The 26253-nt window shown below is 67.9% G+C and carries 20 protein-coding genes; 15 read left to right on the plus strand and 5 right to left on the minus strand.

Annotated features, from left to right (window positions below; translation table 11 throughout):
* Positions 1–12: 12 nt before the first annotated feature.
* The 3 genes from J0J10_RS05370 to J0J10_RS05380 are packed head-to-tail and all read left to right on the plus strand — an operon-like array spanning position 13 to position 6367.
* A complete protein-coding gene (locus J0J10_RS05370; RefSeq protein ID WP_291645589.1) occupies positions 13–1299 on the plus strand; it encodes an NHLP bacteriocin system secretion protein in 1287 nt (428 codons plus the stop codon).
* 12 nt (positions 1300–1311) lie between these two features.
* Positions 1312–3513, plus strand: a complete 2202-nt coding sequence (locus tag J0J10_RS05375; protein WP_291645590.1) for an NHLP family bacteriocin export ABC transporter peptidase/permease/ATPase subunit — start codon at positions 1312–1314, stop codon at positions 3511–3513.
* The gene (locus J0J10_RS05380) at positions 3503–6367 is read left to right on the plus strand and encodes an NHLP bacteriocin export ABC transporter permease/ATPase subunit (protein WP_291645591.1); all 2865 of its coding nucleotides are present in this window, start codon (positions 3503–3505) and stop codon (positions 6365–6367) included. Before J0J10_RS05375 ends, J0J10_RS05380 begins: the two co-directional genes overlap by 11 nt.
* A gap of 129 nt (positions 6368–6496) precedes the next feature.
* Here the strand turns inward: J0J10_RS05380 and J0J10_RS05385 are convergent, their stop codons facing one another.
* Positions 6497–6760: a hypothetical protein gene (locus J0J10_RS05385; RefSeq protein ID WP_291645592.1), complete on the minus strand. Its 264-nt coding sequence runs from the start codon at positions 6758–6760 to the stop codon at positions 6497–6499.
* 182 nt (positions 6761–6942) lie between these two features.
* Positions 6943–7764: a MerR family transcriptional regulator gene (locus tag J0J10_RS05390; protein ID WP_291645593.1), complete on the minus strand. Its 822-nt coding sequence runs from the start codon at positions 7762–7764 to the stop codon at positions 6943–6945.
* 255 nt (positions 7765–8019) lie between these two features.
* Here J0J10_RS05390 and J0J10_RS05395 point away from each other — a divergent pair, with 255 nt between their 5' ends.
* On the plus strand, positions 8020–9300 hold the full coding sequence (locus J0J10_RS05395; RefSeq protein ID WP_291645594.1) for a 4-aminobutyrate--2-oxoglutarate transaminase: 1281 nt from the start codon (positions 8020–8022) through the stop codon (positions 9298–9300).
* A 4-nt stretch (positions 9301–9304) separates the two neighbouring features.
* Positions 9305–10783 (plus strand): NAD-dependent succinate-semialdehyde dehydrogenase, encoded by a 1479-nt coding sequence (locus J0J10_RS05400; protein ID WP_291645595.1) that lies wholly within the window; start codon positions 9305–9307, stop codon positions 10781–10783.
* Here J0J10_RS05400 and J0J10_RS05405 read toward each other — a convergent pair.
* Complete coding sequence (locus J0J10_RS05405; RefSeq protein WP_291642443.1) at positions 10773–11441, minus strand: TetR/AcrR family transcriptional regulator; 669 nt, start codon at positions 11439–11441, stop codon at positions 10773–10775. The genes J0J10_RS05400 and J0J10_RS05405 overlap by 11 nt on opposite strands.
* Positions 11442–11594: 153 nt before the next feature.
* Here J0J10_RS05405 and J0J10_RS05410 point away from each other — a divergent pair, with 153 nt between their 5' ends.
* The 10 genes from J0J10_RS05410 to J0J10_RS05455 all read left to right on the plus strand — a co-directional run bounded on the left by J0J10_RS05410 (position 11595) and on the right by J0J10_RS05455 (position 24013).
* Positions 11595–12689 carry an ABC transporter ATP-binding protein gene (locus J0J10_RS05410; RefSeq protein WP_291645614.1) on the plus strand — a complete coding sequence of 365 codons (1095 nt, stop codon included), beginning with the start codon at positions 11595–11597 and terminating at the stop codon, positions 12687–12689.
* Positions 12690–12749: 60 nt separating this feature from the next.
* Positions 12750–13853 carry an ABC transporter substrate-binding protein gene (locus tag J0J10_RS05415; RefSeq protein ID WP_291645596.1) on the plus strand — a complete coding sequence of 368 codons (1104 nt, stop codon included), beginning with the start codon at positions 12750–12752 and terminating at the stop codon, positions 13851–13853.
* Positions 13854–13947: 94 nt separating this feature from the next.
* Positions 13948–14829 carry an ABC transporter permease gene (locus J0J10_RS05420; protein ID WP_291645597.1) on the plus strand — a complete coding sequence of 294 codons (882 nt, stop codon included), beginning with the start codon at positions 13948–13950 and terminating at the stop codon, positions 14827–14829.
* Positions 14830–14833: 4 nt separating this feature from the next.
* Positions 14834–15628, plus strand: coding sequence for an ABC transporter permease (locus tag J0J10_RS05425; RefSeq protein WP_291642437.1), 795 nt, complete (start codon positions 14834–14836; stop codon positions 15626–15628).
* Positions 15629–15649: 21 nt separating this feature from the next.
* Complete coding sequence (locus J0J10_RS05430; RefSeq protein ID WP_291645598.1) at positions 15650–17248, plus strand: M20/M25/M40 family metallo-hydrolase; 1599 nt, start codon at positions 15650–15652, stop codon at positions 17246–17248.
* A gap of 47 nt (positions 17249–17295) precedes the next feature.
* Positions 17296–18303 carry a dimethylarginine dimethylaminohydrolase family protein gene (locus J0J10_RS05435; RefSeq protein WP_291645599.1) on the plus strand — a complete coding sequence of 336 codons (1008 nt, stop codon included), beginning with the start codon at positions 17296–17298 and terminating at the stop codon, positions 18301–18303.
* A gap of 67 nt (positions 18304–18370) precedes the next feature.
* Positions 18371–19912: an acetolactate synthase large subunit gene (locus J0J10_RS05440; RefSeq protein WP_291645600.1), complete on the plus strand. Its 1542-nt coding sequence runs from the start codon at positions 18371–18373 to the stop codon at positions 19910–19912.
* Positions 19913–19920: 8 nt separating this feature from the next.
* Positions 19921–21192, plus strand: a complete 1272-nt coding sequence (locus tag J0J10_RS05445; RefSeq protein ID WP_291645601.1) for a Zn-dependent hydrolase — start codon at positions 19921–19923, stop codon at positions 21190–21192.
* Positions 21189–22631, plus strand: a complete 1443-nt coding sequence (locus J0J10_RS05450; protein ID WP_291645602.1) for an aldehyde dehydrogenase family protein — start codon at positions 21189–21191, stop codon at positions 22629–22631. The genes J0J10_RS05445 and J0J10_RS05450 overlap by 4 nt, the downstream gene beginning before the upstream one ends.
* Entirely contained in the window at positions 22628–24013 is a 1386-nt protein-coding gene (locus J0J10_RS05455; RefSeq protein ID WP_291645603.1) for an FAD-binding oxidoreductase, read from the plus strand. Before J0J10_RS05450 ends, J0J10_RS05455 begins: the two co-directional genes overlap by 4 nt.
* 23 nt (positions 24014–24036) lie before the next feature.
* On the opposite strand, the gene J0J10_RS05460 is transcribed toward J0J10_RS05455, so the two are convergent.
* Complete coding sequence (locus J0J10_RS05460) at positions 24037–24936, minus strand: polysaccharide deacetylase family protein (RefSeq protein ID WP_291645604.1); 900 nt, start codon at positions 24934–24936, stop codon at positions 24037–24039.
* A 304-nt stretch (positions 24937–25240) separates the two neighbouring features.
* Positions 25241–25477, minus strand: coding sequence for a hypothetical protein (locus J0J10_RS05465; RefSeq protein WP_291645605.1), 237 nt, complete (start codon positions 25475–25477; stop codon positions 25241–25243).
* Positions 25478–26253: the final 776 nt, after the last annotated feature.

Here is a 26253-nt window from a genome sequence, read left to right on the forward strand (position 1 = left end):
GGATCGCTGCGGATGTCAGAGGTTCATTCAGCCCCGACGCCGCAGCGAGCCGGCGGAACCCTGTTCCGGCAGCAATCCCTGCAACAGCTCGACCGGCCGGAGGATTTCCACGCACCATTGCGCGTGGTCGGCCGCGTCGAATGGGTCGCCGGCCTGCTCTGCCTGGCGCTCTGCATCGGCATCGTCGTCTGGGCCTGCTTCGCGCGCTATCGCGAGACGGTCGAGGGGCCGGGCATCTTCGTGCGCGGCGGCGGCGTCTTCATCGGCCTCAACGCCCCGAAATCGGGCTGGGTCGACGGGCTCGTTCCGACCGGCCAGAAGGTCGCCGCGGGCCAGATCGTGGCTTCGCTGACCACCCCTGAAGAGGATGCGCGCATCGCTGATCTGGAGCGACGCATCGGCCAGGCCGAAGACCATCGCACCGCCATCACCCAGCGCTACGAGGTTCGCGTCACCGCCGAAACCGTCGCGCAGCAGCGCCGCCGCGCGGAACTCGACGAGGCCGTCGACCTCTCCCGCCGCCGGATCGCCGAGGCGGAGGAAACGCTCGCCAATCGCGAAATGCTGTTCTCGCGCGGCGCCGGCACCACCGACCGCGTGCAGGAGGCTCGCGAGCGGCTGTTCGGCGCGCGCTCCAGCCTGTCACGCACCCAGTCGGAACTGGCCGCACTGAACGGTGCCATCCTCGCTTTGGGCGGCGCGCGCGATCAGGAGCTGGAGGCCAGCCAGCGCCAGATCCTCGACCTCAGGGGACAGCTCGAACAGGCGAGATTGAGCCGCAGGCTCGCCGACGAGATCCGTGCCCCGCGCGACGGCACCGTAGCTCTGGTGCCGGTGACGATGAACGCCCTGGTCACCGCCGGTCAAAGGATCATGACGCTGGAGACCGGCGGCGAGCAGCTGGAGGCCCTGTTCTTCGTGCCGGGCGACATGGGCAAGCGCCTCGCGCCGGGCATGGAGGTGCGGATCTCGCCCTCGATCGCGCCGCGCGAGGAATACGGCATGGCCGTCGGCAAGGTCGTGTCGATCTCGCCGCAGCCGGAGGGCCAGGCCGAGATCGCCGAGAGGCTCGGCAATCCGGATCTCGCACGGCAGATGGCGCGCAACGGCGCCCCGTTCGAGGTGCGGGCGACGCTCGAAACCGTGCCCGGCGAGACAGGCGGCTATGCCTGGACCTCGCAGCGCGGCCAGGAAATCCCGCTCAGCAGCGGCCTGCTCCTCACGGCGAACGTCACGGTGCGGCGCGCGCCGCCGATCACCCTGATCATTCCGGCATTGCGCCGCTGGACCGGGCTGTGAGGGCACCCGGCCATGACTGAGAGCGCGACCATCGCCGCGGCCGTGCCGCCCCTGCCGAATGCAGGCCGGCCCCGCCGCGTGCCGACCATGCTGCAGATGGAAGCGGTCGAGTGCGGCGCTGCTGCGCTCGGCATGGTGCTGGCCTATCACGGTCTCTGGCTGCCGCTGGAGCGACTGCGCGAGGCCTGCCAGGTGACGCGCGACGGTGCCACCGCGGCCTCGCTGCTGCGCGCCGCACGCAGCTTCGGCATGGAGGCCAAGGGCTGGCGCGTCGAGCCGGTGGCGCTGGCACAGCATCGTTTTCCGGCGATCGCCTTCTGGCAGATGAACCATTTCGTCGTGATCGAGGGCGTCTCGCGCGGGCGCGTCCAGATCAACGATCCCGCCCATGGTCGGCGCAGCGTCGATGCGGCCGAGTTCGACGGTGCCTTCACCGGCATCCTCTTGACCTTCGCGCCCACGCCCGCCTTCAAGCCGGCTGGCGAGCGGCCGCGCTTGCTGCGCGCGTTGTTGCCCAAGGGCGGCGAGACCCGCGCCGCGCTCGGCTTCCTCGGCATCATCGCGCTCTGCAACGTGCTGCCGCCGATCTTCGTACCCGCCGCCGGCAAGATCTTCGCCGACAACATCATGGTCCAGCACGCGACGAGCTGGCTGCGCCCGCTGCTGGTCGCGCTGATCGGCTCGGCTCTGCTCTCAATGCTGCTGTCCTGGCTGCACGGGCTGGTGCTGGCCCGGCTGCAGCGGCGGCTCGGCACGCAATCGGCCATAGGCCTGATGGCGCATATGCTGCGGCTGCCGATCGGCTTCTTCGTGCAGCGCCATGTCGGCGACATCGCCTCGCGCATGGAGGCGGCGCGCCGCCTGTCGCACAGCGCCGTGGTCTCGATCTCCTCGGCGCTCTTCAGCATCATGGGCGCGCTGATCAGCGCCGCCATCATGATGGTCTACGACGTGCCGATGGCGCTCGCCTGCTTCGCCTTCGCGACGGCGGACATCGCGGCGATCGCCTTCATCACCCGCGTCCGGGTCGAGGGCGTCAGGCGCGTGGTGGTCCAGCGTTCGCGTCTGGCCAGCGTCGCGCTCGGCGGCATTCAGTCTATAGAGACGATCAAGGCGTCGGGCGCCGAGGACGCCTTCTTCGCCCGGCTGATGGGCGCGCAGGCACAATTGCTCAACATGATGCAGGCGCTGGAGCGTTCGACGCTCCTCCTCACTTTGGCGCCCTCGGTGATCAAGAGCCTGTCCTATGCCGCCCTGCTAGGCTGGGGCGCGCTGAAGGTGATGGATGGCGAGATGACGGTCGGCACGCTGATCGCCTTCCTCGCCGTGCTCCAGGCCTTCCACACCCCGGTCCAGTCGCTCGTCGGCGCCGTCGCTGGCCTGCAGGAGCTGCGCGGCGACCTCGAGCGCGTGCAGGACACGATGCGCCATGCGCCGGCCTCCCGCCTGCAAGGCGACGCAGCGGTCTCCGAAAACTGGCCGGCGCGGCAGGCCCGGCTCTCGGGCCGGATCGATATCCGCGGACTCGGTTTCGCCTATCCCGGCCAGGCCGGGCTGATCGAGGCGCTCGACCTTTCCATCGCGCCTGGCCAATGGGTCGCGGTGGTCGGCGGCTCCGGCAGCGGCAAGTCGACCCTGGCGCGGCTGGTCGCAGGGCTGTTGCAACCGGCCGCAGGCAGCATCAGCTTCGACGGCACGGCAGCCGGCGACGTGCCACGCCGCGTGCTCGCGGGCTCGCTCGGCTATGTCGAGCAGGACGTCGTGCTGTTCGAGGGCACGATCCGCGACAACATCGCGCTCTGGGACGGCTCGCTCGACGATGCCCGGATCATCGCGGCGGCGCGCGACGCCGGCGTCCACGAGGAGATCGTGCGCCGGCGCGGCCAATATGGCGCCGATGTCGCCGAGGGCGGGCTCAATTTCTCCGGCGGCCAGCGTCAGCGCCTGGAGCTCGCCCGGGCCCTCGCCACCGACCCGGCCATATTGGTCCTCGACGAGGCGACCTCGGCGCTCGACCCCGTCACCGAGGCGGAGGTCTTCGCCAATCTGCGCCGGCGCGGCGTCAGTGCGTTGGTGATATCGCATCGGCTGAGCACGGTACGCGATTGCGACGAGATCATCGTGCTCGACCACGGCCGGATCGTCGAACGCGGCACGCATCGGGCGCTGATCGCGGCCGCGGGCCGCTATGCGGAGCTCGTCCGTGCAGAGTGAAGTGCTCGAAAGCGCCGCGGCAGCAAGTGAGCAGGCCGCAACCCGTATCGCCTGCGAGGAGGGCTTCGCCTACCGGCTCGCCGGCGCGGGCGCCGACCTCTTCGTCGCACAGCAGGGCCAGGCCGGGAGCCTGCACCATGTCGCGACGCTCGGCGCCGGCGCTGCCGCCTTCGGCCTGGCGGCCCGGAGCGTGCACCTCGTCCTGATCCCTCAGGCCGGCACAGAGATCGAGACGATCGCCCTCTCACATCTGGCTGGAAGGGCTGACGTCTTCGCGCGCTCCGCCGAGTCCTGGATCGCCGTGATGGCCGAACACGCACGGCATCTGGCGGAGCTTCCGGCACATGCCGGTGCTGCCGACGGCTTGGCCCCGCACCGGCTGGAGCCTGGGCTTCACAGCCTTGCGGCGGGAGACACCGCCGTGCCCGGCGGCTCGCAGGCCCTGCTCTGGTACCGGACACGGACCGGCGCCTGCGCCAATGTCTGGGGACGAAGTGGCGATCCACGGGATCTCCCGGTCGCCGTGCTGCGCGGCGCGCCGCTCCAGGCCGAGCGGGCAAGCGAGATCCAGGTGTTCGACAGCGCCGCGCTGGCCCGTGAAGGCTCCCTCCTCGCCGCGCTCACTGGCTTCAACGATGCACTCGGCCAGCTGCTGCAGGCCTGGTTCGACGGCAGGATGGCCGCCCTCGGCCAGCATGTCGCGACGGTCGCCGACGCGGATGCAGCGGCGCTATCGGCAGCGATGGCGAGGGTCGCGGGGCGAACCGCACCGCGTACGGCTCGGGAAGGCCCCGGAGCCGAACCGCCGCTCGCGGCGGCGGTTCGTGCGGTCGCCCGCGCGATGGGCGTCAGGCTGCCGGCCGATTTCGACCGCCTGCGCTCGATCGGCGAGAACGGCGACGCACTCGCGCTCTACACCGCCAAGGCCGGTCTGAGGTCGCGCGAACTCAAGCTGCAGGAGGGCTGGTGGCGCCAGGCCGGCGAGGCGATGATCGGGCAATTGCGCGACGGCACGCCGGTCGCACTCCTGCCGGCACGCAGCGGCTGGCGGATGGTGCACCCCGGCAGCGGCGAACGCATCAGGGTCGACAACGGCGTCGCGGCCTCGCTGACCCCGCATGCCCATGTGCTCTATCGCGGCTTCTCCGGCAGCGAACAGCGACCCGGCCGGGCACTCGCCGCCTTCGTCTTCGCAATCGTGCGCGGGGAAATGGCGCTGATCGCGCTGGCAAGCCTCGCCGCCGGCCTGCTCGCCATGGCGACGCCGTTCCTGTCCGGCATGCTGGTGCAATCGGTCATCCCGGACGGGGTGCGCAGCGAGATTCTGCAGCTCATCCTGGTGATGGTCGCGGTCGCGTTCGGGGTGATGGGTTTCGAGCTGGTGCGCGGCCTCGCCGTGCTGCGCGTCGAATCCGTGCTCGGCTCGGCCGTCGAAGGGGCTCTGTGGAGCCGGCTGCTGCGGCTCTCGCCCGGCTTCTTCCGCCGCTACGGCGCCGGCGACCTCGCCTTGCGCGCCGATGCGGTGAACCAGATCCGCCGGACCGTCGGCGTCGCCAGCATCACGGCCCTGCTCGGCGTGCTGTTCTCCTCGGTCAATCTCGTCGTGCTGCTGAGCTACGGGCTGAAGCCAGCTCTGCTCGCGCTCGCGGTCTGCGCCGTCCAGCTCGTGATCCTCGTCGGCATGACCCTGTTCGAGCTGCGATTGCAGCGGCGCGCCCTCGCCAATGGCGGGGCGATGCAGACGCTGACCGTGCAGATCTTCCAGGGCATCTCGAAGCTGCGCGTCGCCGCCGCCGAGAACCGCTTCCTGGCGCGCTGGATGCATCTTTTCGCCGTGGACCAGGCGGTGAACTTCCGGGCGAACGTGGTCGGCAGCGCGGTCGGCGCCTTCGGCGCGGGCTGGAACATCCTCGTCATGGCGGCGCTGATCGGCCTCGTCGGCCTGGGCGGCGTCAAAATGACGCTCGGCGACTACGTCACCTATTCCGGCGTCTCCGGCCAGTTCGTCTCGGCAATCCTCTCGCTCGCGGGACTGATCCCGGCGCTGGCGACGGTGCTGCCCCTGTGGGAGCGCGCCCGGCCAATCCTGGCCGAGCCGACCGAAGACGGCGCCGGCGGCATCCACCCCGGAACCCTGCATGGCGAGATCGAGGCGTCTCGCATCAGCTTCAGCTACCCCGGCGGGCAGAGCGCGCTCTCGGACGTCTCGCTGCGCATCCCGGCCGGCGCCTTCGTCGCCCTGGTCGGCCCGTCCGGCTCCGGCAAATCCTCGCTGCTGCGGCTGCTCCTCGGCTTCGAGCAACCCGATAGCGGTTCAGTGCTGCTCGACGGCCATGATCTGCGCGATCTCGACCGGGGCGCCGTCCGGCGCCAGCTCGGCGTCGTGCTGCAGCACAGCCGCATCGAGGCCGGCAGCCTCTATCACAACATCGCCGGGACGGCGCCGCTGAGCCTGGAGACCGCCTTCGAGGCGGCGAGCCTGGCCGGGCTCGGTCCCGACATCGCGGCGATGCCGATGGGACTGCACACCTATGTCGACGACGCCGGCGCCACCCTGTCCGGCGGTCAGCGCCAGCGGCTTCTGCTCGCCCGCGCCATAGCGAGGCGGCCGCGGATCATGCTGCTCGACGAGGCGACGAGCGCGCTCGACAATGCGACCCAGGCCCATGTCATGGCAACGCTGGCGCAGATGAACGTAACCCGTGTGGTGATCGCCCATCGCTTGAGCACGGTGCGCGATGCCGACCTGATCTATGTGCTGTCGGAGGGGCGCATCGTCGAGCAGGGCGACTACGAGACGCTGGCCGCGGCCGGTGGCGTGTTCGCCGGGCTGATCCGCCGCCAGATGGCGTGACCACCGGCGATCAAGGAGCGGCTGGCCGACCGGGTCCGCCAATGCAGCAGCGGCGACGCCGCTCCTTCTCGAAACATGATCGCCCGGCTCCCTGGGGAGCCGGGCGATCAAAGGACAAACTCGACCGTATCAGCGGATGGCGACGGTGACCTCCTTGGTGCCGTCGAACTTGATGAAGTGGCGCTTGCCGTCGATCACCTCGCTGCGCACGTTGCCGCCACCGCTGCCGGCCGTCGCATGGAAGTTGGCGGGATTGCCGGTGAAGGAGGAGTGGCTCTCCTTCCAGACCCACCACTCGCCGCGGCTGGGGGCTACCCACTGGCCGGCGCCGCCGGCCGCGGCCTCGAGCTCCTCATCGGTCAGGGCGATGTTGTTCAGGTCCTGCTTGGTCATCGGCTTCTTCCTCTCTCCATCCATCCGACCGTCGCGGCCGGCTCGTTCAGTGAGAGGACCTTATGCCGGCCTGCCTTACACCAACCTTACTGTTCGTCAGACCCCGCAACGCGGCTGCATTCCAGCCCGTGCCTGCGCCGGCGCCCCCCCAAACCCGACGCCAGCGCGGCTGAACCTCCCGATCAGAAGCTCGACGGCGTGTTGATCCAGATCACCACGGTTTCCTGCCCGCAGGCATTGCGCCAGGCATGAGGCCTGCGGCTTTCGAAATAGAAGCTGTCCCCGGCTTCGAGGACGAAGAATTTGTCCCCGTCGAGAACGATCTCCAGGCTGCCCGTGAGGACGTGCAGGAACTCCTCGCCCTCATGCTCATAGGTGCCTTCGCTCGAAGCGCCCGGGGCGAGCTGGAAGCGATGACATTCCATCAGCGTCTGGCCGCGCGCCAGTGCCTGCACGGTCACGCCGGGAGAGGTCGGCGGCCATGTCGCCCAGGCACCGGAGCGCACCAGGGATTCGCGCTGGTCGTAATCCTCCTGCCCGCTGATCGCCGCAACCGTCGTGCCGAAATGACGGGCGAGCTCGTGCAGGGCCTTGAAGGACAGGCCGAGCGAGGTCCGCTCGAAGGTCGAGAGCACCGAGACCGGAATCGCCGTCGCCTGGGCGACATCCTCCAGCGTCTCATGCGCCGCCTGGCGCAGCCGCCGCATCTTCAGCCCGACCGGAACCTCCGGCGCTGACGCCTCCGCAGCCGCCACCCCCGCCGGCGGCTCGGGGGCGTCCTCCCGGCGCAGGCGATCGGCGATCGCCGGCGGGTTTAGGCCCTTCTCGCGCCGCAGCCAGGCGATCTCCTGCAGCCGGTCGAGCTGCTCTCGGCTGTAGAGTCGCTGTCCCGAGGCGGTCCGGATCGGCTCGATCAGCCCTTGCGCCTCCCAGAGCCGCAAGGTCGAGGCCGAGACGCCCGCCATGCGGGCCGCCTCGGTAATGCGAAATCGAACAGGCTCCACATCCGGTCCCGGGCTGCGCCGATCGTCACGGCGATCGCGCGAAAACCTAGAGCATCGGGCCGAAAAGTGGAATCCACTTTTCGGAAAAATCCGATGCTAAAACAAAGAGCTAGATCGTCACTTCGCGTCCGATAGGACGCGCGAGGATCTAGGCAGGAAAGCGTCTCGCGGCCATCTTGTTTTCTTGCAGAAAAACTGCAAGAAAATATTCGAAGAGTTGCCGGCACAGGCACGGCCATCCGAGGGGAGCAAGCAATGTCCAATTCCGCCATCGAAGCCCGCCGGGCTGCGGCCGTCTCGCGCGGCGTCGGCGTCGCCACGCAGATCTATGCCGACCGGGCGCAGAACGCCGAGCTCTGGGACGCCGAAGGCAAGCGCTATATCGACTTCGCTGCCGGCATCGCCGTGGTGAACACCGGCCACCGCCATCCAAGGGTGATCGCGGCGGTGCAGGCCCAGCTCGAGCGCTTCACCCACACCTGCCATCAGGTCGTGCCCTATGAGAATTATGTCGCCCTGGCCGAGCGGCTGAACGAGGCCGTGCCTGGCGACTTCGCCAAGAAGACCATCTTCGTCACCACCGGTGCCGAAGCGACCGAGAATGCGGTGAAGATCGCCCGCGCCGCCACCGGCCGCTCGGCCGTCATCGCCTTCGCTGGCGGCTTCCACGGCCGGACCTTCATGGGCATGTCGATGACCGGCAAGGTGGCGCCCTACAAGGTCGGTTTCGGCCCGATGATGCCGGAGGTCTACCACATCCCCTTCCCGGTCGAGCTGCACGGCGTCACCGCTGAGGCTTCGCTGGCCGCGCTCGACCGGCTGTTCAAGGCCGATGTCGATCCGTCGCGCGTCGCGGCGTTCATCATCGAGCCGATCCAGGGCGAAGGCGGATTCTACGAGGCGCCGCGCGCCTTCATGGCGGCCCTGCGGGCGCTGGCCGACCAGCATGGCATCCTGCTGATCGCCGACGAGGTGCAGACCGGCTTCGCCCGGACCGGCCGGATGTTCGCGATGGAGCGCACCGGCGTGGTCGCCGACATCACCACCATGGCAAAGGGCCTCGGCGGTGGCTTCCCGATCGCAGCCGTGACCGGACGCGCCGAAATCATGGACGCCCCCGGTGTCGGCGGCCTCGGCGGAACCTATGGCGGCAACCCGATCGGCATCGCTGCGGCCCATGCCGTGCTCGACGTCATCGCCGAAGAAGGGCTCTGCGCCCGGGCCGAGCAGCTCGGCGCCCGCCTGAAGCAGCGCCTGCAGTCGCTGACGGCCGATGTGCCTGAGATCGCCGACATCCGCGGCCCCGGCTTCATGAACGCGGTCGAGTTCACCTTGCCGGGGACGAAGACCCCCGCCCCCGACTTCACCAATCGTGTCCGCGCCCGCGCGCTCGAAAAGGGCCTGATTCTGCTGAACTGCGGCGTCTACGGCAATGTCATCCGCTTCCTGTCGCCGCTGACGATCAGCGACGAGACCTTCTCCGAGGCGCTCGACATCCTCGAGGACAGCCTGCGCGAATGCGCTGCGGAGGCCTGAGACGATGGCGCTCGCAGCTAGCCTCCTCGCGCGGCTCAAGGATACCTCGCTCGCCGTCGAATGCGGCTTTGTCGCCGGCCGGCCCGTCGACGCAGCGGCAACCGGTCGGACTTTCAACGTTACCAACCCCTCGACAGGCGAGGTCCTGGCGACGCTGCCGGATCTGAACCGGGCCGAGGCGTCGGCCGCCATCGACGCGGCGCAGGAGGCACAGAAGGACTGGGCCGCTCGCACCGGCAAGGACCGGGCGGCGATCCTGCGCCGGCTGTTCGACCTGATCGTCGCCAATGCCGACGATCTCGCGGCGATCCTCACCGCCGAGATGGGCAAGCCGCTGGCCGAAGCCAAAGGCGAGGTCCTCTACGGCGCCTCCTATGTCGAATGGTTCGGCGAGGAGGCCAAGCGGGTCTATGGCGACACCATCCCCGGGCACCAGCCCGACAAGCGGATCATCGTCGTCAAGCAGCCCGTCGGCGTGGTGGCGGCGATCACGCCCTGGAACTTTCCGAACGCGATGCTGGCGCGCAAGCTGGCGCCGGCCCTCGCCGCCGGCTGCGCCATGGTGGCCAAACCCGCCTCGGAAACCCCGCTCTCGGCCCTCGCCCTCGCCGTCCTCGCCGAGCGCGCCGGTCTGCCCGCCGGGCTCTTCAGTGTGCTGCCCTCGACCGATTCGGTCGCCGTCGGCCGCGAGTTCTGCGAGAATCCGAAAATCCGCAAGCTGACCTTCACCGGCTCGACCAATGTCGGCAAGATCCTGATGCGGCAGGGCGCCGACCAGGTGCTCAAGCTCGGGCTCGAGCTCGGCGGCAATGCCCCCTTCATAGTCTTCGACGATGCCGATCTCGACGCTGCCGTCGAAGGCGCGATCGTCTCGAAATACCGCAATAACGGCCAGACCTGCGTCTGTGCCAACCGCCTCTATGTCCAGGCTGGAGTTTACGACGCCTTCGCCGAGAAACTCGCCGCGCGCGTCAGGCAGATCAAGGTCGGCGACGGTTTCGAGGCGGGCGCGCTCGCCGGCCCGCTCATCTCGGACAAGGCGCTGGCCAAGGTGGAGGAGCACATCGCCGACGCGACCGCGCAAGGCGCGCAGGTGCTGACCGGCGGCCGGCGCGACCAGCGCGGCGGCCTCTATTTCGAGCCGACCGTGCTGACCGGCGCCACCGCCGCGATGAAGGTCGCGCGCGATGAGACCTTCGGTCCGGTCGCCCCCCTGTTCCGCTTCGAGACCGTCGCGGAGGTGGTGGCGATGGCCAACAACACCGAGTTCGGCCTCGCCTCCTATCTCTATTCGCGCGACGTTTCGAAGATCTTCCGCGTCGCCGAGGCGCTGGAATACGGCATGGTCGGCATCAACACCGGGCTGATCTCGACCGAAGTCGCACCCTTCGGCGGCATCAAGCAATCGGGTCTCGGCCGCGAGGGCTCGAAATACGGCATCGAGGACTATCTCGAGATCAAATACCTCTGCCTCAGTGTCTAGCTAGCACGCCCGGAGCGTCCGGGCGCGCCTGCCTGGGCACGACGCCGAGAAAGATGATCAGGACATGCTTCTCGATCTCGTGCTTGAGCGCGTCGAGCGTCATGGTCTCGTCCGAGATGAAGCGGCCGAAATGATAGGTGCCGATCGCGGTGATCAGTTCGGCCAGCGCCCTGATGTCGACATCGGCATCGAGCTGGTCGCGCTCCTTGAAGGTACGCAGCATGCGCCGATAGTGCCGTTCGATCAGCCAGCCGAAGATGATCCCGGCGCGGTGGAGACGGCTGCCGGGCTGGAGATAGGGCGCGGACAGAATGACCCGCCAGCATTCCCGGCCGAGCGTGCGCATCGCCTGATCGGCGAGCAGACGCTCGAAGCCCTGCACGGCCTCCATGGGATCGCCCGGCGGATTCTGCACGAAGGCGCTACGCTCGGCCCAGGAGCTGTAGGCATGCCGCGCGGCCAGCGCGGTCAGGATGTTCGCCTTGTTTGTGAAGTAGTTATAGACCGTGGCCGGCGCGACCTCGGCCGCCTCGGCGATCTCCTCGATCCGCGTGCTGTCATAGCCGCTCTGCGCGAACAGGCGAGAGGCCGCGCCCAGAATGAGCCCGATGCGGTGCTGCCGGTTGCGCTCTCTCAGTCCGATCACTTTGCTGGCCAAAACGCCCTCCTGTTCCCCGCGAGCCTAGCTCAAAAAATTTTAGAGTGGGCTCTTTTTTTATAGTTGACTCTGATTTTGAGGCAGCTAAGCTCCATAATCGTTCGACCAGACAGCCAAGGTCGAAATAAATATAACAGAGGGGCTGCCTTGACAATGACGGCAACGATTCCAGGTCATGACCTGTCGATATCTCGTGTCTCGAAGACATTCGGAACATTCAAAGCTGTCAAAGACGTCTCTCTAGACATCAAGGGCGGTGAATTTCTTACGATGCTAGGTCCTTCCGGTTCCGGGAAGACCACCTTGTTGATGATGATTGCGGGCTTTGTGCAGCCCGACCAAGGTAGCATCCACCTCGACAAGCAGCCGATCACGCATCTGCCGCCGGAGTCGCGCAATTTCGGCATGGTCTTTCAGGGCTATGCGCTGTTCCCGCATCTGTCGGTCTTCGACAACGTCGCCTTTCCGCTGAAAGTGCGCCGGCGCCCGCGCGCCGAGATCGAGGAAAAGGTCAAGGCGGCACTCGAGTTGGTCAAGCTGACGACCCAGAGCGAGCGCCTGCCGCGCCAGCTCTCGGGCGGGCAGCAGCAGCGCGTCGCCCTCGCTCGTGCGCTCGTCTTCACCCCTCACCTTCTCCTGCTCGACGAGCCTTTGAGCGCGCTCGACAAGAAGCTGCGCGCCGAACTCCAGGAGGAGCTGAAGCGCCTGCACCGCAAGGTCGGCCTGAGCTTCATCTATGTCACCCATGACCAGGACGAGGCGCTGTCCATGTCCGACCGCATCGTCGTGATGAGCGACGGGCGACTGGTCGAGCAGGGCACACCGAGCGAGCTCTATGATCGGCCCCGCACGGCCTTCGTCGCCGACTTCCTCGGCAAGAGCAATTTCGTGCGCGGCAAGGTCGAGTCCCATGTCGGGGACGGTTTCGTATTCTCCGGGGACGGCGTGCGCTTCGTGCAGAAGGCCCGCGACGCCAAGCCGGGCATCGGCTCGAAGGTCACGGTCGCGCTGCGGCCGGAAAAGCTCTCCATCGTCGCCCCCGGCACCGAAAGCGACAACCGGCTGAGCGGCGTCGTCAGGGAGTGGAACTATTTCGGTTCGGAGTTCCGCGTCCTCGTCGACACCGCGGGCTGCGGCCCGATCAGCGTCTCCTTGCCGGCCTGGACTGCCGGCAATGCTCCGGAAGTCGGGCAATCCCTCGAACTGGGCTGGAGTGCGCGGGCGGGGATGGAAGTCCAGGAGGCTTAGCGGCCGGACCTAACGACCGGAAAGCCTCATCTTCATCATCAACGAAAACAGGGGATCATGATGGAAAAGCAGAGCTTCGCGGAAGATTGCAGGGCCCTTGCGGCCGAACTCGGCAGCGGCCAGACGCGCCGCGACCTGATCCGCAGCGCGCTCGCGCTCGGCGTCGCGCCGGCAGCGCTGGCACTTGGCGGCGGCGCCGCACGGGCCCAGAGCGGCAAGGAAGTCGTGCTGGTCAATTTCGGCGGCGTCGCGATGAAGGCCTTCGACGAGGCCTTCGTGAAGCCCTTCGCCGCCCAGGGTGGCAAGATCGTGCTCGACGGCAGCGGCGCGCTGAACGGCAAGATCCTCACCATGGTCCAGTCGCGCCATGTCACCTGGGACATTTGCGACGCCGGCATCACGACCCTCGCCGAGCTCGGCCCGCACGGCGCGCTGGAGAAGATCGACTACTCGATCGTCGACAAGAAGAAGCTGGACCCCACCTTTGCCTATGACGAAGGCGTGGTGAACTACATGTTCAGCTCGGTCCTGGCCTGGGACAAGAGCAAGGTCTCGGGCGAGCCGACGCTTGCGGACTTCTTCGACACTAAGAAATATCCGGGCCGGCGCATGATGCGCAAGGACTCGCAGGCGATGCTCGAGCTCGCCCTGATGGCCGACGGCGTGCCGAAGGACAAGCTCTACCCGCTCGACGTCAAGCGCGCCTTCGCCAAGATCGCGACGATCAAGAAGGATCTGCTGTTCTGGAACAGCGGCTCGGAAAGCCAGAGCCTGATGCGCGACGGCGAATGCGTGATGGGCCTGCTCTGGCACACCCGCGCCAACGTGCTCGCTGACGAGACGCAGGGCCGCGTCACCTACACTTTCAAGGACGGCCTGCTCCAGCCCGGCCTCTGGGTCGTGCCCAAGGGCAACCCTGCTGGCAAGGAAGCGATGCGCGCCATCGCCTCGATGCAGCAGCCTGAAGGACAGGTGAAGCTCCTGGCGGCGATGGGCAACGGCCCCGCGAACCCTGCGGCCGATGCGCTCGTGCCGGCGGAACTCAAGAAGAAGAACCCCTCCGACGCTGCCAACGCCGCGATCCAGGCCAAGATCAACGCCGAATGGTACAAGGCCAACCATTCGAAGACGTTCCAGAGCTTCCTGGACCTGATCTCCTCGTAACGGCTGCGCGTCACCCGACGCGCGACAGGTCATGCCCTCCGCAAGGTGGGCATGACCGCGCCCGAGGGCGCTTTCCCACCCGATCGGACATGTGATGACTGCTCCTGCCGACTCAGCGCGCAGCCGGGCCGGTCTCGGCCTCTTCGCGTCGCCCCAGACGCGCTACTGGCTGCTGATCGCGCCGGCTCTCCTCCTGATGGGGGTCTTCTACATCTACCCGATCGGCCGCGTGCTCTGGATGAGCGTCACGGTGCCGGCTCCGGGCCTCGACAATTACGAGTTGCTCGCCAGCAGTGCCTCGATCCAGCGCATGCTCTGGACCACGGCCCGCATCAGCGTGCTGACGACGATTTTCACGCTTCTGCTGGCCTATGTCGTCGCCTATGCGCTCGTGCACTCCTCCCCGAGAGTCCAGCGCTGGATGTTCCTCGGCGTGCTCGTGCCGCTGTGGATTTCCGTGCTGGTGCGCGCCTTCGCCTGGTTCGTGCTGCTGCGCCGCGAAGGGCTGATCAATTCCGCGCTGATGGCGACGGGGGTCACCGACTCGCCGCTGAGCCTGATCTGGAACGAGACCGGCGTCATGATCGGCATGGTGCACTACATGCTTCCGCTCGGCATCCTGCCGATCTTCTCGAACATGCGCGACATCGACCAGCGCTGCATCGCCGCCGCGCGCGGCCTCGGCGCCTCGAGGTTCGAAGCCTTCTGGCGGGTGTTCCTGCCGCTTTCCCTGCCCGGCGTCGTCGGCGCCAGCATCCTGGTCTTCATCTTCTCGCTCGGCTTCTTCGTCACCCCGGCCCTGCTCGGCGGCGGCAAGACGCTGATGATCGCCGAATACATCAAGGTCCAGATCCTCGAGGTCGTGCGCTGGGGCGTCGCCAGCATGCTCGCCGCCGTGCTGCTGATCGTCATCGGCGTGCTGCTCGCAGCGCTGAGCCGGCTGGTCAATCTGCGTAAACTCTTCGGAGCGGGCTAAGCTCATGACCGGCAACGGCTTCGGCAACATCTCGATCATGACGCGTTCGTTCGCGTGGCTGATCATCTGCTTCCTCGTCCTCCCGATCACCGTGGTCTTCGCGGTTTCGGTGACCGACCGGCACTATCTCTCGCTGCCGGAATCGGAGGTCTCCTTCCAGTATTACCGAAACCTGTTCAGCAGCGGCCCCTGGCTCGTCAGCATCCTGCAGAGCTTCATCATCGCCTGCGTCTCGACGGCGGTGGCCGTCGTCGCCGGCACGCTCTGCGCCATCGGCTGCTGGCGCCTCGGCAACCGGGCCAGCGATTTCGTCCGCATGCTGATGCTGGTGCCGATCATGGTGCCGACCATCGTCTACGCGCTCGGCATCTACCAGTTCTGGATCGATCTGCGCCTGCTTGACACCTATACCGGCCTGATCATCGCCCATGCCGTCACCGGCGTCCCCTATGTGGTGATCACGGTCTCGACCGCGCTCGCCGGTTTCGACCCGCGCCTCGAGCAGGCCTCGCTCAGCCTCGGCGCCAGCATGGGCCAGACGCTGCGCCTGGTGATCATCCCGAACATCATGCCCGGCGTCGTCTCCGGTCTGATCTTCGCCTTCATCCATAGCTGGGACGAGCTCGTCCTCGCCCTCTTCATCGCCGGTCGCGCCGTCTTCACCCTGCCGCGCCGCATGTGGGACGGCATCAACGAGGCGCTCGATCCGACCATGGCCGCCGTCGCGGCGGTCCTCATCGCCGTCACCGTCAGCCTTCTGTGCGCGGACGCCTATGTGCGCTCGCGGCGCGCGAACTGAACCATCCGAAAAGGCAGAACCATGTCTGACATCAGCGATTTTGGCGCCGACAAGCAGAGCGCGCTCGCCTGGCTGGAAGAGAACGCAGAGCGTCTCTCGGCCGACCATATGACGATCTGGGACCTGCACGAGCCGTCCTGGCGCGAGTACCGCTCCGCCGCCTGGTATGTCGAGCGGCTGCGCGCCGAGGGCTTCACCGTCGAGGAAGGTTCGGGCGGCATGCCGACGGCGTTCTGCGCCGAGTGGTCGAATGGCGAGGGCCCGACCATCGGTGGCTATGCCGAATACGACGCCGTGCCCGGCACCTCGCAGGAGGCCGTGCCCTTCCGCAAGCCGCGCGAGGGCGTCAGCCGCCACGCCGCCGGCCATACCGACCCGCATTCGGCGCTCGGGATCGGCGCGTTCGCCGGCTTCCTCGCCGCCAAGCACGCCATGGAGAAGCACGGCATCAAGGGCCGCATCAAGTTCTTCGGCGAGCCGGCCGAGAAGATGTGCGGCTCCAAGCCGGTGCACGCGGCGAAGGGCTACTACAACGATCTCGACGCCGCGATCAGCTTCCACCCGCACTCGTTCCCGGCGCTGGCCAACAGCTGCTTCTGGGACACCCACAGCGCCCCCTATTGGAGCCGCGTCTACACCTTCGAATGCCCGAACCCGGAGACCTGGCAGCAGACCGGCGCCTTTGCCGGCGTGACTCATAGCCACTCGACCGCGCGCGCACCCGGCGCGATCGACGCGGTCTGCCTGATGTACACCTCGTCCAAGTACATGAAGGAGTCGATGCTGCCGCATCACGGCAGCTGGACGCTCAACGAGCACATCATCCAGGCGGGCTATGCCGCCGCCGACAATCTCGCCCCCGGCCTCGCCCAGATCCAGTATTCGCTGCGCGCCCCGACGCTCGACATGTGCGAGCGTGTCTTCGCGGTGCTCGACCGCAATGCCGAGCATTGCGCCGCGATGAGCCACTGCACGGTCACACCGGCCTGGATCACCCGTACCCGCGCCGGCCTGCCGAACCATGCGATGGCGCAGGCGGCCTGGCGCAATTTTTCCGCGATCGGCGCGCCGCAATGGGGCGAGGAAGCACGCAACTTCGGCCGCGAGATCCAGCGCAACCTTGGCCTGGAGCCGATGGACGACCCGTTCATGCCGGAGATCCAGCGCCTGACGGCGCCCTGGGAGGGCGAGGAGGCGTTCCGCGCGCAATTGCCGTCCTGGCAGAAGAACCTCGCTGCCGACGACTATGTCGACTACACATGGCATGCACCGACGGTGCGGCTCTATGTCGGCCGCCCGACCCTCAAGGCCCCGCCCGGCTACCGCTATCCGGAATGGACCCGCTACGCCATGGGCGGCATGCCGGCCTGCATCGACCCGATGTGGAGCACCGCGGCCAAGGTCATCGCCACCACCATCGTCGACCTCCTGACCGACGGCACCAGCCTCGCCGCGGCGCAGGCGGAGTTCAAGGAGCGCACCGGCGGCGGCATCGGCGGCGAGAAGTGGGTCGCGCCGCTGCTGCCGGCCGATTTCGAGGCGCCCGTCAATTATCGCTGGCCGGAATACGTCACCACCGCCCGTGGCGACGAATGGACCATTCCGACCGCTGCCGGCTGACCCCCAACTGCGAGAGATCAGTTCAGCGCCGGATTCAGGAGAAGACCATGTCGATCATTTCGGAACACGAATACCGCTACAACATGCTCATCAAGACCTTCGCCTCACGGGCCGAGCCGGCCTTCGAGGCCGAGTCCGAGCAGGTCGAGGTCTGGGGGCGGCGCTGGGGCTGCAACAACGATGTCGGCCAGATCCGCAAGGTGCTGATGCACCGGCCCGGCCCGGAGCTGAACATCGTCGACCCCGCCAAGCGCATCGCCGACATCGGCGCCTTCGGCGATCCTGAGCAGGGCTGGTACTGGCGCGGCGACACGATCCCGGATCTTCCGGCCCAGCAGGCCCAGCATGACAACCTCGTCGCCGCGCTGCGCGAGGAAGGGGCCGAGGTCGTCTTCCTCGACGAATGCGCGCCGGGCAAGATGAAGTCCGTCTACACCCGCGACAGCGTCATCGCCATCGATGGCGGCGCCATCGTCACCCGTCTCGGCCCGCCGATCCGCCGCGGCGAGGAGCTGCCGGTCACGCGTACCCTCGCCAAGCTCGGCATGCCGATCCTGCGGACCATCGGCGGCACCGGCCTGATGGAAGGCGGCAGCTTCGCCTTCATCACGCCGAAGGTCGCGGTCATCGGCCTGTCGAGCCGCGTCAACGAGGAAGGTGCGCGCCAGCTCGAGGAAGTGCTGCGTGTCCACGGGGTCGAATTGCTGCGGGTCGAGCTCACCGGCTATCGCCTGCATATCGACGGCATGTTCGTGATGATCGACGCCGAGACGGCGTTTGTGAATCCGACGCTGCTGCCCTTCTGGTTCCTCGAGCGGCTGAAGCAGCTCGGCATCCGCCAGATCGAGGTCTGCCCGGATGACGGCAACTGGGTCATCAACTGCCTCGCCGTGCGCCCGGGCCGGGTGATCATGGCCGGCGGCCTCTCCGAGCGCACGCAGGCGAAGTTCGACAAGGCGGGCATCTCCGTGCGCGTCGTCGAATACGACAAGGTCGCGCTCGGCGGCGGCGGCATCCACTGCTCGACCTCGCCGCTGATTCGCGATCCGCTCTGATCACTCGGGGCCGGGCTTTCGCCCGGCCCCTCCATTCCTCCGGCAGGACAAGGCGGGACTACAGGATATGAACGGCGCGGAAAGCCTGGTCAGGACGCTGATCGCCAGCGGGATCGATACGTGTTTCGCCAATCCGGGCACGTCTGAAATGCATTTCGTCGCGGCGCTCGATCGTGTCCCCGGCATGCGCTGCGTGCTCGGGCTGTTCGAGGGCGTCGTCTCGGGCGCTGCCGACGGCTATGCCCGCATGGCCGACAAGCCGGCCGCGACCCTGCTGCATCTCGGCCCCGGCCTCGGCAACGCGCTCGCCAATCTCCACAACGCCCGCAAGGCCAATACGCCGATCGTCAACATCGTCGGCGACCATGCCACGCACCACGCCGTCTACGACGCGCCCCTGAGCTCCGATGTCGAGGGCGTCGCCCGGCCGATGTCGGACTGGGTCCGGACCTCGAAGGATGCCCGCGCGGTCGCCCGCGACGGCGCAGAGGCGGTTGCAGCGGCGCTCTCCGGCGCCGGCGGGGTCGCGACCCTGATCCTGCCCGCCGACACCGCCTGGAACGAGTCCGACGGCCCGGCGCCCCGCCTGGCCCTGCCGACGCGCCCGAAAGTCTCGGACGAGGCGCTGAAGGAGGCCGCTACCGCCCTGCGCTCCGGCGAGCCGACGCTGCTGCTGGTCGGCGGCCGCGCCCTGCGTGCCCGGCCGCTGGAGCTGGCGAGCCGGATTGCGCAGACACATGGCGCGCGCCTGATGGCGCCGACCTCCAACGCCCGCATCGCGCGCGGCGCCGGGCGCGTCGCGCTCGAACGCGTCTTCTACCCGGTCACCGACGCGCTCGCGCAGCTCGGCGAGGTGCGCCGCGTCGTCCTGGTCGGTGCCCAGGAGCCGGTCGCCTTCTTCGCCTATCCCGGCAAGCCGAGCCTCGTCCTGCCGCCGGACTGCCCCGTCCATCGTCTCGCGGCGCCGCAGGACGATATCGAGGATGCGCTCGAGCGGCTCGCCGATCTGATCGGCGCCGGCGCGCCGCCGGTCCTGCAGGCGCCGGCCCGCCCGGCGCTGCCGACCGGCGCGCTGAGCGCCGAGGCCGCCGCCGCCGTCGTCGGCGCCCTGCTGCCGGAGGATGCGATCCTCATCGACGAGAGCATCAATGCGGCGGGCTTCTGCTACCGGCACACGGCCGGCGCTCCCGCGCATGATTGGCTGCAGCTCACCGGCGGCTCGATCGGCATCGGCCTGCCGCTGGCGACCGGCGCCGCCGTCGCCTGCCCGGAGCGGCGCACGGTCGCGCTGCAAGCCGATGGCAGCGGCATGTACACCTTGCAGGCCCTTTGGACGCAAGCGCGCGAGAATCTCAACGTCACCAACATCATCTTCGCCAACCGGGCCTATCAGAGCCTCGAGACCGAGCTGTTCAATGTCGGCGCGCTGAACCCGGGCCGGACGGCGCTCGACATGCTCGACCTGCGCCGCCCCGATCTCGACTGGGTCAAGCTCGCCGGCGGCATGGGCGTGGAAGCGGCCCGCGCCGACAGCGTGGAGCGCCTGATCGAGCTGGTCGGGACGAGCTTTAGCCAGCCCGGCCCGTTCCTGATCGAAGTCCCCTGCTGAGAGACGTGATGACCACGCGCGCGAACAATCTGAGCATCGATGCGAAGCGGCTCTGGAGCGATCTCATGGAGACCGCCCGGATCGGCGGCACGGCCAAGGGCGGCATTCGGCGCCTGACGCTGGGCGAGGAGGATCGCCGCGTCCGTGACTGGTTCCGGGCCGAATGCGAGAGCCTCGGCTGCAGCGTGCATGTCGACGAGGTCGGCAACATGTTCGCGATCAGGCCCGGCCGGAACAACGCGCTGCCGCCGATCGCGATGGGCAGCCATCTCGACACCCAGCCGACCGGCGGCAAGTTCGACGGCGTGCTCGGGGTCCTCGCCGGGCTAGAATGCCTGCGCACCATGCATGCGGCCGATTACGAGACCCATGCGCCCGTCATGCTGGTCAACTGGACCAATGAGGAGGGCTCGCGCTTCGCCCCCGCCATGCTCGGCTCCGGCGTCCATGCCGGCGTGTTCGACCGGACCTATGCCGATACGCGCAAGGACGGCGACGGGGTGAGTTTCGCCGAGGCGATCGAGGCGATCTCCTATCGCGGCGAGGTTGCGATCGGGGCGACGCCTATCGGCGCCATGTTCGAGCTCCATATCGAGCAGGGACCGATCCTCGAGGCCGAGGGCGACACGATCGGCGTCGTCACCGGCGTCCAGGGCATGCGCTGGTACGATGTCGAGATCACCGGCCGCGAGTCGCATGCCGGCTCGACTCCGATGCGGTTGCGCCAGGACGCCCTCCCCGCCGCGGCCGCGCTGGTGCTGGCCGTGCAGGCTGCGGCACGCGCCTGCCCCGGCGCCGTCGCCACCGTCGGAACGATCGCGGTCCATCCCGGCTCCCGCAACGTCATTCCGGGCGCAGCCTCCCTCTCGATCGACCTGCGCCATCCCGATTCCGGCGCGCTCGAACGGACCGAGAAAGCAATCGAACAGGCCCTGGCGGCAATCTGTGCCGAACACGGCGTCACCGGCACCCTGACGCGGATCTGGGATTCGCCGCCGGTGCCCTTCGATCCCCGTTGCATCGCCTCGGTGCGCCAGGCTGCCGGCAATCTCGGCTACCGCATGCGCGACATCGTCTCGGGCGCCGGCCACGACGCCGCCTACATCGCCCGCATCGCGCCGACGGCGATGATCTTCGTGCCCTGCGCCGGAGGCCTCAGCCATAACGAGGCGGAGGACGCCTCCTTCGACGATTGCGGCGCCGGCGCGCAGGTTCTGCTCCAGGCCGTGCTCGACTACGACCGCCGGCTCGCCGAGGCGCCACAAGGAGAGGCCCCGTGAAATCCCATCGCGAGTTCTATATCGGCGGCCGCTGGGTTGCCGCGTCCGGCGCCACCATGCTGCCGGTCATCGATCCTGCGACCGAAACGCCCTTCGCCGAGATCACGCTGGCCGGCAGCGCCGATGTCGATGCCGCCGTCGCCGCGGCGCGGGGAGCCTTCGACGGCTATGCGCGCACCAGCCGCCGGGAACGCATCGAGCTGCTCGAAGCGCTGATCGAGGAATACCGCAAGCGCCATGACGAGATGGCCGAGGCGATCTCGCAGGAAATGGGCGCGCCGATCGAACTGGCGCGCCGGGCCCAGGCCGCGGCCGGGCTCGATCATCTGCAGCAGGCCCTGGCGGTGCTGCGCGACTACCGCTTCGACCACTTCATCAACGATGCCCTGATCACGCGCGAGCCGGTCGGCGTCTGCGGCTTCATCACGCCCTGGAACTGGCCGATGAACCAGATCGCCTGCAAGGTCGGCCCGGCGCTGGCGACCGGCTGCACCATGGTGCTGAAGCCGAGCGAGGTCGCGCCGATCTCGGCGCTGCTCTTCAGCGAGATGGTCCATGCCGCCGGCATCCCGGCCGGCGTCTACAACATGATCAATGGCGACGGGCCTGGCGCCGGCGAGGCGCTGGCGCGGCATCCCGACATCGACATGGTCTCCTTCACCGGTTCGACCCGGGCGGGCGTCCTCGTCGCCAAGGCGGCGGCGGATACCGTCAAGCGCGTCCATCAGGAACTCGGCGGCAAGTCGCCGAACATTCTGCTCGACGATGCCGATTTCGACAGCGCGGTCCCGCGCAGCGTCCGCAGCTGCTTCGGCAATAGCGGCCAGTCCTGCAATGCGCCGACGCGCCTGCTCGTGCCGCGCGCCCGCCATGACGAGGTGGTCGCGCTCGCCCGCAAGGCGGCCGAGGCGGTGCATGTCGGCCCACCCCGCGCCGCCGGCACGACCATGGGGCCCGTGGTCAGCGCCGTCCAGTTCGAGCGCATCCAGAAGCTGATCGGCATCGCGATCGCGGAAGGCGCGACGCTCGTCACCGGCGGCCCCGGCCGGCCGGACGGGCTGGAGCGCGGCTACTATGTCCGCCCGACCATCTTCGCCGACGTGAACAATGAGATGACGATCGCCCGCGAGGAGGTCTTCGGTCCCGTCCTGGCGATCATCCCCTACGATTCCGAGGAGGAGGCGATCGCCATCGCCAACGACACGCCCTACGGGCTGTCGAGCTACATCACCTCCGGCAACCGCGAGCGCGCCCGCCGCATCGCCCGCCGGATGCGGGCCGGCATGGTCCATCTCAACGGCGCGCCGCTCGACAGCGCCGTGCCCTTCGGCGGCTACAAACAGTCCGGCAACGGGCGCGAATGCGGCGTCTTCGGCTTCGAGGACTTCCTCGAGGTCAAGGCGGTCTTCGGCCATGGCCGCGAGGGCGTCGCGGCGTGAGCCTGCCCCCGGATGCGCTGGCGGCCCTCACCGCCGCCCTCGGCGCGGAGCAAATCCGCCTCGGCGACGCCGTACCCGCACGCAACCGCGCCGACAGCGCCGGAATGCCGCCTTGCGCGCCGGCGGCGCTGCTGCTGCCGCGCAATACGGGCGAGGTCTCGGCTGCACTCGCCATCTGCCACCGCCTCTCCCTCCCGGTCGTGGTCCAGGGCGGCCTGACCGGGCTCGCCGGCGGCGCGCATCCGGTCGAAGGCGAGATCGCGCTCTCCCTCGAACGCATGACCGGCATCGAGGAGCTCGACCCGGTCGGCCGGACGATGACCGCCCTCGCCGGCACGCCGCTCGAGGCGATCCAGCAACGGGCGGCCGAGGCAGGCCTGCTCTATGGCGTCGATCTCGGCGCGCGCGGCAGCTGCACCATCGGCGGCAATGTCGCGACCAATGCCGGCGGCGTGCAGGTCCTGCGCTACGGCATGACCCGCCGCAACGTGCTCGGGCTCGAGGCGGTGCTGCCGGATGGGCGGATCGTCAGCTCGCTCGTCAAGGTGATCAAGAACAATGCCGGCTACGACTGGACCCAGCTCCTGATCGGCAGTGAAGGCACGCTCGGCATCGTCACGCGCGTCCTGCTGGCGCTGCATCCGGCCGTGCCGAGCCATCACACCGCGCTGTGCTCTGTCGCGGGCGTCGCTGAGGCCCTGCAGGTCCTCGACCGGCTCGAGGCGAAGCTGCCGGGCGGCCTCCTCGCCTTCGAGGCGATGTGGCGCGACTATCTTGCCGCCGCGAAAACCCATGCGGCGCTGCCGCCGCCCTTCACATCAGGCCCAGCGCTCACTTTGCTGGTCGAGGCGGCACTTCCCGCCGGCGAAGCCTATGCGGATCTCTTCCTGGAGGCTCTCGGCGCGCTCGCCGAGGAAGGGCTTCTCGACGATGTGCTCGTCGCGCAATCGAGTCGTGAGCGGGCACGCTTCTGGAGCTATCGCGAGGCGAGCTCGGAATTCTACCGGCATCTGTCGACGGGTCTGCATTTCGACATCAGTGTGCCGCTCGCGGCGATGGCGCAGGGCGTCGATCTCCTGCATGCCCGGATCGCGCAAAGCAGGCCCGATGCGACCCTGATCCTGTTCGGCCACCTCGCCGACAGTAATCTGCATCTCTCGATCCATCCGCCCGAAGGAGCAGGCTTCGAGGGACTGGCCGAACTGGTGTACGGCACGGTTCGGGACGTCGAGGGCAGCATATCGGCCGAACACGGCGTCGGCGTGCTCAAGCGCCCCTATCTCGGCTATAGCCGCTCCGATTCCGAGCTCGCTTTGATGCGAACGCTGAAATGCGCGCTCGACCCGGCGGGGATCCTGAACCGCGGCCGCATCCTGGCCTGACCTCGCGGCCGCCGCTCCCGATCTCAGGAGAGTTCCCTGTCCTGCAGGGGCTCGGGCCAGAACGGGACCTGATCGCGCCGCGGCTGCCAGATTCCCTGTTCGGCGAGGCCGCGGACATGGGCGGCGATCTCGGCAAGGGTAGCGAACCAGACGCCGCCCTTCTCCTCCATGTATTCGATCAACCCGGCGAAGGCGTCGGCACGCGACGGCCGGCCCGAGACGAAGGGATGCCAGACGGCGTTCCACAGGCCACCATGGCGCCAGGCGGCGTCGAACTCGGCCCGGAAGACCTCCATTGCCCGCTCCGGCGAGGCGATCGGCAGCATGTAGCCGAACTCCTTGATGCAGACATATTGCGTCCAGTCGTCGAGCGACATGTCGGTGGGCAGCTCGACGAGGTCGCCGCGGCCATTGCCGATCAGATAGGGCTGGTCGTCGCCCATGAGCGAGCTGTCATAGCGGAAACCGCTTTCCTGCAGCAGCTCCAGCGTGTGCCGGGAAAAGGCGTAGGCCGGCGCGCGATAGCCGGCAGGTCTTTGCCCGCTCAACCGCTTCAGGGCCTCGATCCCGCGCCCGAGGCTGTCCGCCTCCTCGTCCCGGCTCTGCGCATTCGGCCGCTTGTGGAGATAGCCGTGATGGCCGAGCTCGTGCCCGGCCGCGAGGATCTGCTCGACACATCCCGGATAGGCCTCGACGCACCAGCCCGGGATGAAGAAGGTCTGCCTCAGATCGAAACGGCGGAATATCTCCAGAAGCCGCGGCACGGCGACCTGCGGCTCGTAGCGCAGCATCGAGGCCAGCGCGACCCGCTCCGGCGCCTGCTCACGGAAATTGACGTGGAGCAGGGCCTCCGCATCCATGTCGAAGGTGAAGGCGACCGCGCAGCGGGCCTTGTTCGGCCAGGGGATCGGGTTGCTGATCATCGGAGAGGGGGCCCTGACTGCAATTCAGTCTTCCGCGCTCGGGATTCTGCTGCGATTGCGACGGCCGGAGAACTCCTGATCGGAGCGCTCAACGCCGTTCCGGAAGCACCGGGTCAGGCGCCGTGCGACGCTCCCCCGCTAAGCCCGGCTCATTGATGATGCGTAATGGCATGCACGGCATCTCCTGGCGACCCGGGCAGGCTAGAGCATCGGACCGAAAAGTGGAATCCACTGTTCAGAAAACTCCGATGCGATAACAATGAGATAGATCACCATGACCGCGTCCGATGGAAGGCTCGGCGATCTAGACTTCCGGGATCATGCCCGCCCCCGGAATGAAGCGTTGGTCGTTTGAATGCACAGGCTTGTCAAGCGTCGCAGGCTCACGCGGCGGAAGATCCCGCAGCATCGCGAACCGGACTGGCCATGAGAGTTCCTCGCAATGCGACGGCAGCAAGCGGCCGATGGCGGCCGGGCAAGAACCAAACCACGCGACCGCCGAGCCGAAGCTCAGCTTCTTGAAGCCGATCGACAGGATCAATCTCGGAGCAAGGGTCGCGGCGCGAAGGCCAGAGACGCCGGTCACATCGCCGGGAGCCAGCCTGCGTCAGGCTGGACGATCAAAGCCAGGCCGAAGCCGGGCTTTTTTCATATGCGAGCCTAGCGTGCTCCGCCGAAGAGCACGCTGCACTTCACAACGCCGCTCGGACCAATCAGCTGCAGCCCGTCGTCGAGCCGCAATTCCACGACAGAACCCCTTATTCCACCTTAACTATCAAGGACTTGATACGCGGAATAATGCCTGTTCGTTATTCCGAATGGTGTGCCGGAATAACATGAATCAGGCCGGGCGCCCGAAGCCGCCAGAGCGCAGGGGGAGTAATGCGCTACGGTCCCTCAGACGCTAGGATGGCGGTTGTCCTGGCTCTGCTGGCTGCGGCTGCGGTGTATGGATGGTGGGTGGGGGGCTTGGCGATGAAGAGATGGCGACCATTTCCGCACCATCTGCAACAGTCAGAGTTGCAGGAGGCTGACCACTAACCCGGATTTCGGTGGTCAGTTAACGGATCACCCAGAGCGGCTAAGACGCTGGGCGCGCCTACGACCGATCCTCCGCCATCTCGGAAAGCACTATAGACGAACGAGAACGGATTGTGAATCCTGCGGAGCGAGATCCCGGACGGGTTCGATGCCCAGATGCAGGCGCCGAGGGTGGTCTCGCGCTACCACTCAGCTTCTGGGCAGCTTTTTGCAACGGGCCTCGAAAGCTGCGAATGCCTGCTCGCCACCCGAAATGTCGAAGACCGCGTCGCGTGG

It is taken from the genome of Allobosea sp. (genome assembly GCF_017308075.1).
In the GTDB taxonomy this organism is placed as follows: domain Bacteria; phylum Pseudomonadota; class Alphaproteobacteria; order Rhizobiales; family Beijerinckiaceae; genus Allobosea.

Excerpts from the sequence above, each read along its gene's own strand:
- J0J10_RS05370 (WP_291645589.1), top strand. The coding sequence starts at position 13 with ATGTCAGAGGTTCATTCAGCCCCGACGCCGCAGCGAGCCGGCGGAACC.
- J0J10_RS05375 (WP_291645590.1), top strand. The coding sequence starts at position 1,312 with ATGACTGAGAGCGCGACCATCGCCGCGGCCGTGCCGCCCCTGCCGAAT.
- J0J10_RS05385 (WP_291645592.1), bottom strand. The coding sequence starts at position 6,760 with ATGACCAAGCAGGACCTGAACAACATCGCCCTGACCGATGAGGAGCTC.
- J0J10_RS05395 (WP_291645594.1), top strand. The coding sequence starts at position 8,020 with ATGTCCAATTCCGCCATCGAAGCCCGCCGGGCTGCGGCCGTCTCGCGC.
- J0J10_RS05400 (WP_291645595.1), top strand. The coding sequence starts at position 9,305 with ATGGCGCTCGCAGCTAGCCTCCTCGCGCGGCTCAAGGATACCTCGCTC.
- J0J10_RS05410 (WP_291645614.1), top strand. The coding sequence starts at position 11,595 with ATGACGGCAACGATTCCAGGTCATGACCTGTCGATATCTCGTGTCTCG.
- J0J10_RS05415 (WP_291645596.1), top strand. The coding sequence starts at position 12,750 with ATGGAAAAGCAGAGCTTCGCGGAAGATTGCAGGGCCCTTGCGGCCGAA.
- J0J10_RS05420 (WP_291645597.1), top strand. The coding sequence starts at position 13,948 with ATGACTGCTCCTGCCGACTCAGCGCGCAGCCGGGCCGGTCTCGGCCTC.
- J0J10_RS05425 (WP_291642437.1), top strand. The coding sequence starts at position 14,834 with ATGACCGGCAACGGCTTCGGCAACATCTCGATCATGACGCGTTCGTTC.
- J0J10_RS05430 (WP_291645598.1), top strand. The coding sequence starts at position 15,650 with ATGTCTGACATCAGCGATTTTGGCGCCGACAAGCAGAGCGCGCTCGCC.
- J0J10_RS05435 (WP_291645599.1), top strand. The coding sequence starts at position 17,296 with ATGTCGATCATTTCGGAACACGAATACCGCTACAACATGCTCATCAAG.
- J0J10_RS05440 (WP_291645600.1), top strand. The coding sequence starts at position 18,371 with ATGAACGGCGCGGAAAGCCTGGTCAGGACGCTGATCGCCAGCGGGATC.
- J0J10_RS05445 (WP_291645601.1), top strand. The coding sequence starts at position 19,921 with ATGACCACGCGCGCGAACAATCTGAGCATCGATGCGAAGCGGCTCTGG.
- J0J10_RS05460 (WP_291645604.1), bottom strand. The coding sequence starts at position 24,936 with ATGATCAGCAACCCGATCCCCTGGCCGAACAAGGCCCGCTGCGCGGTC.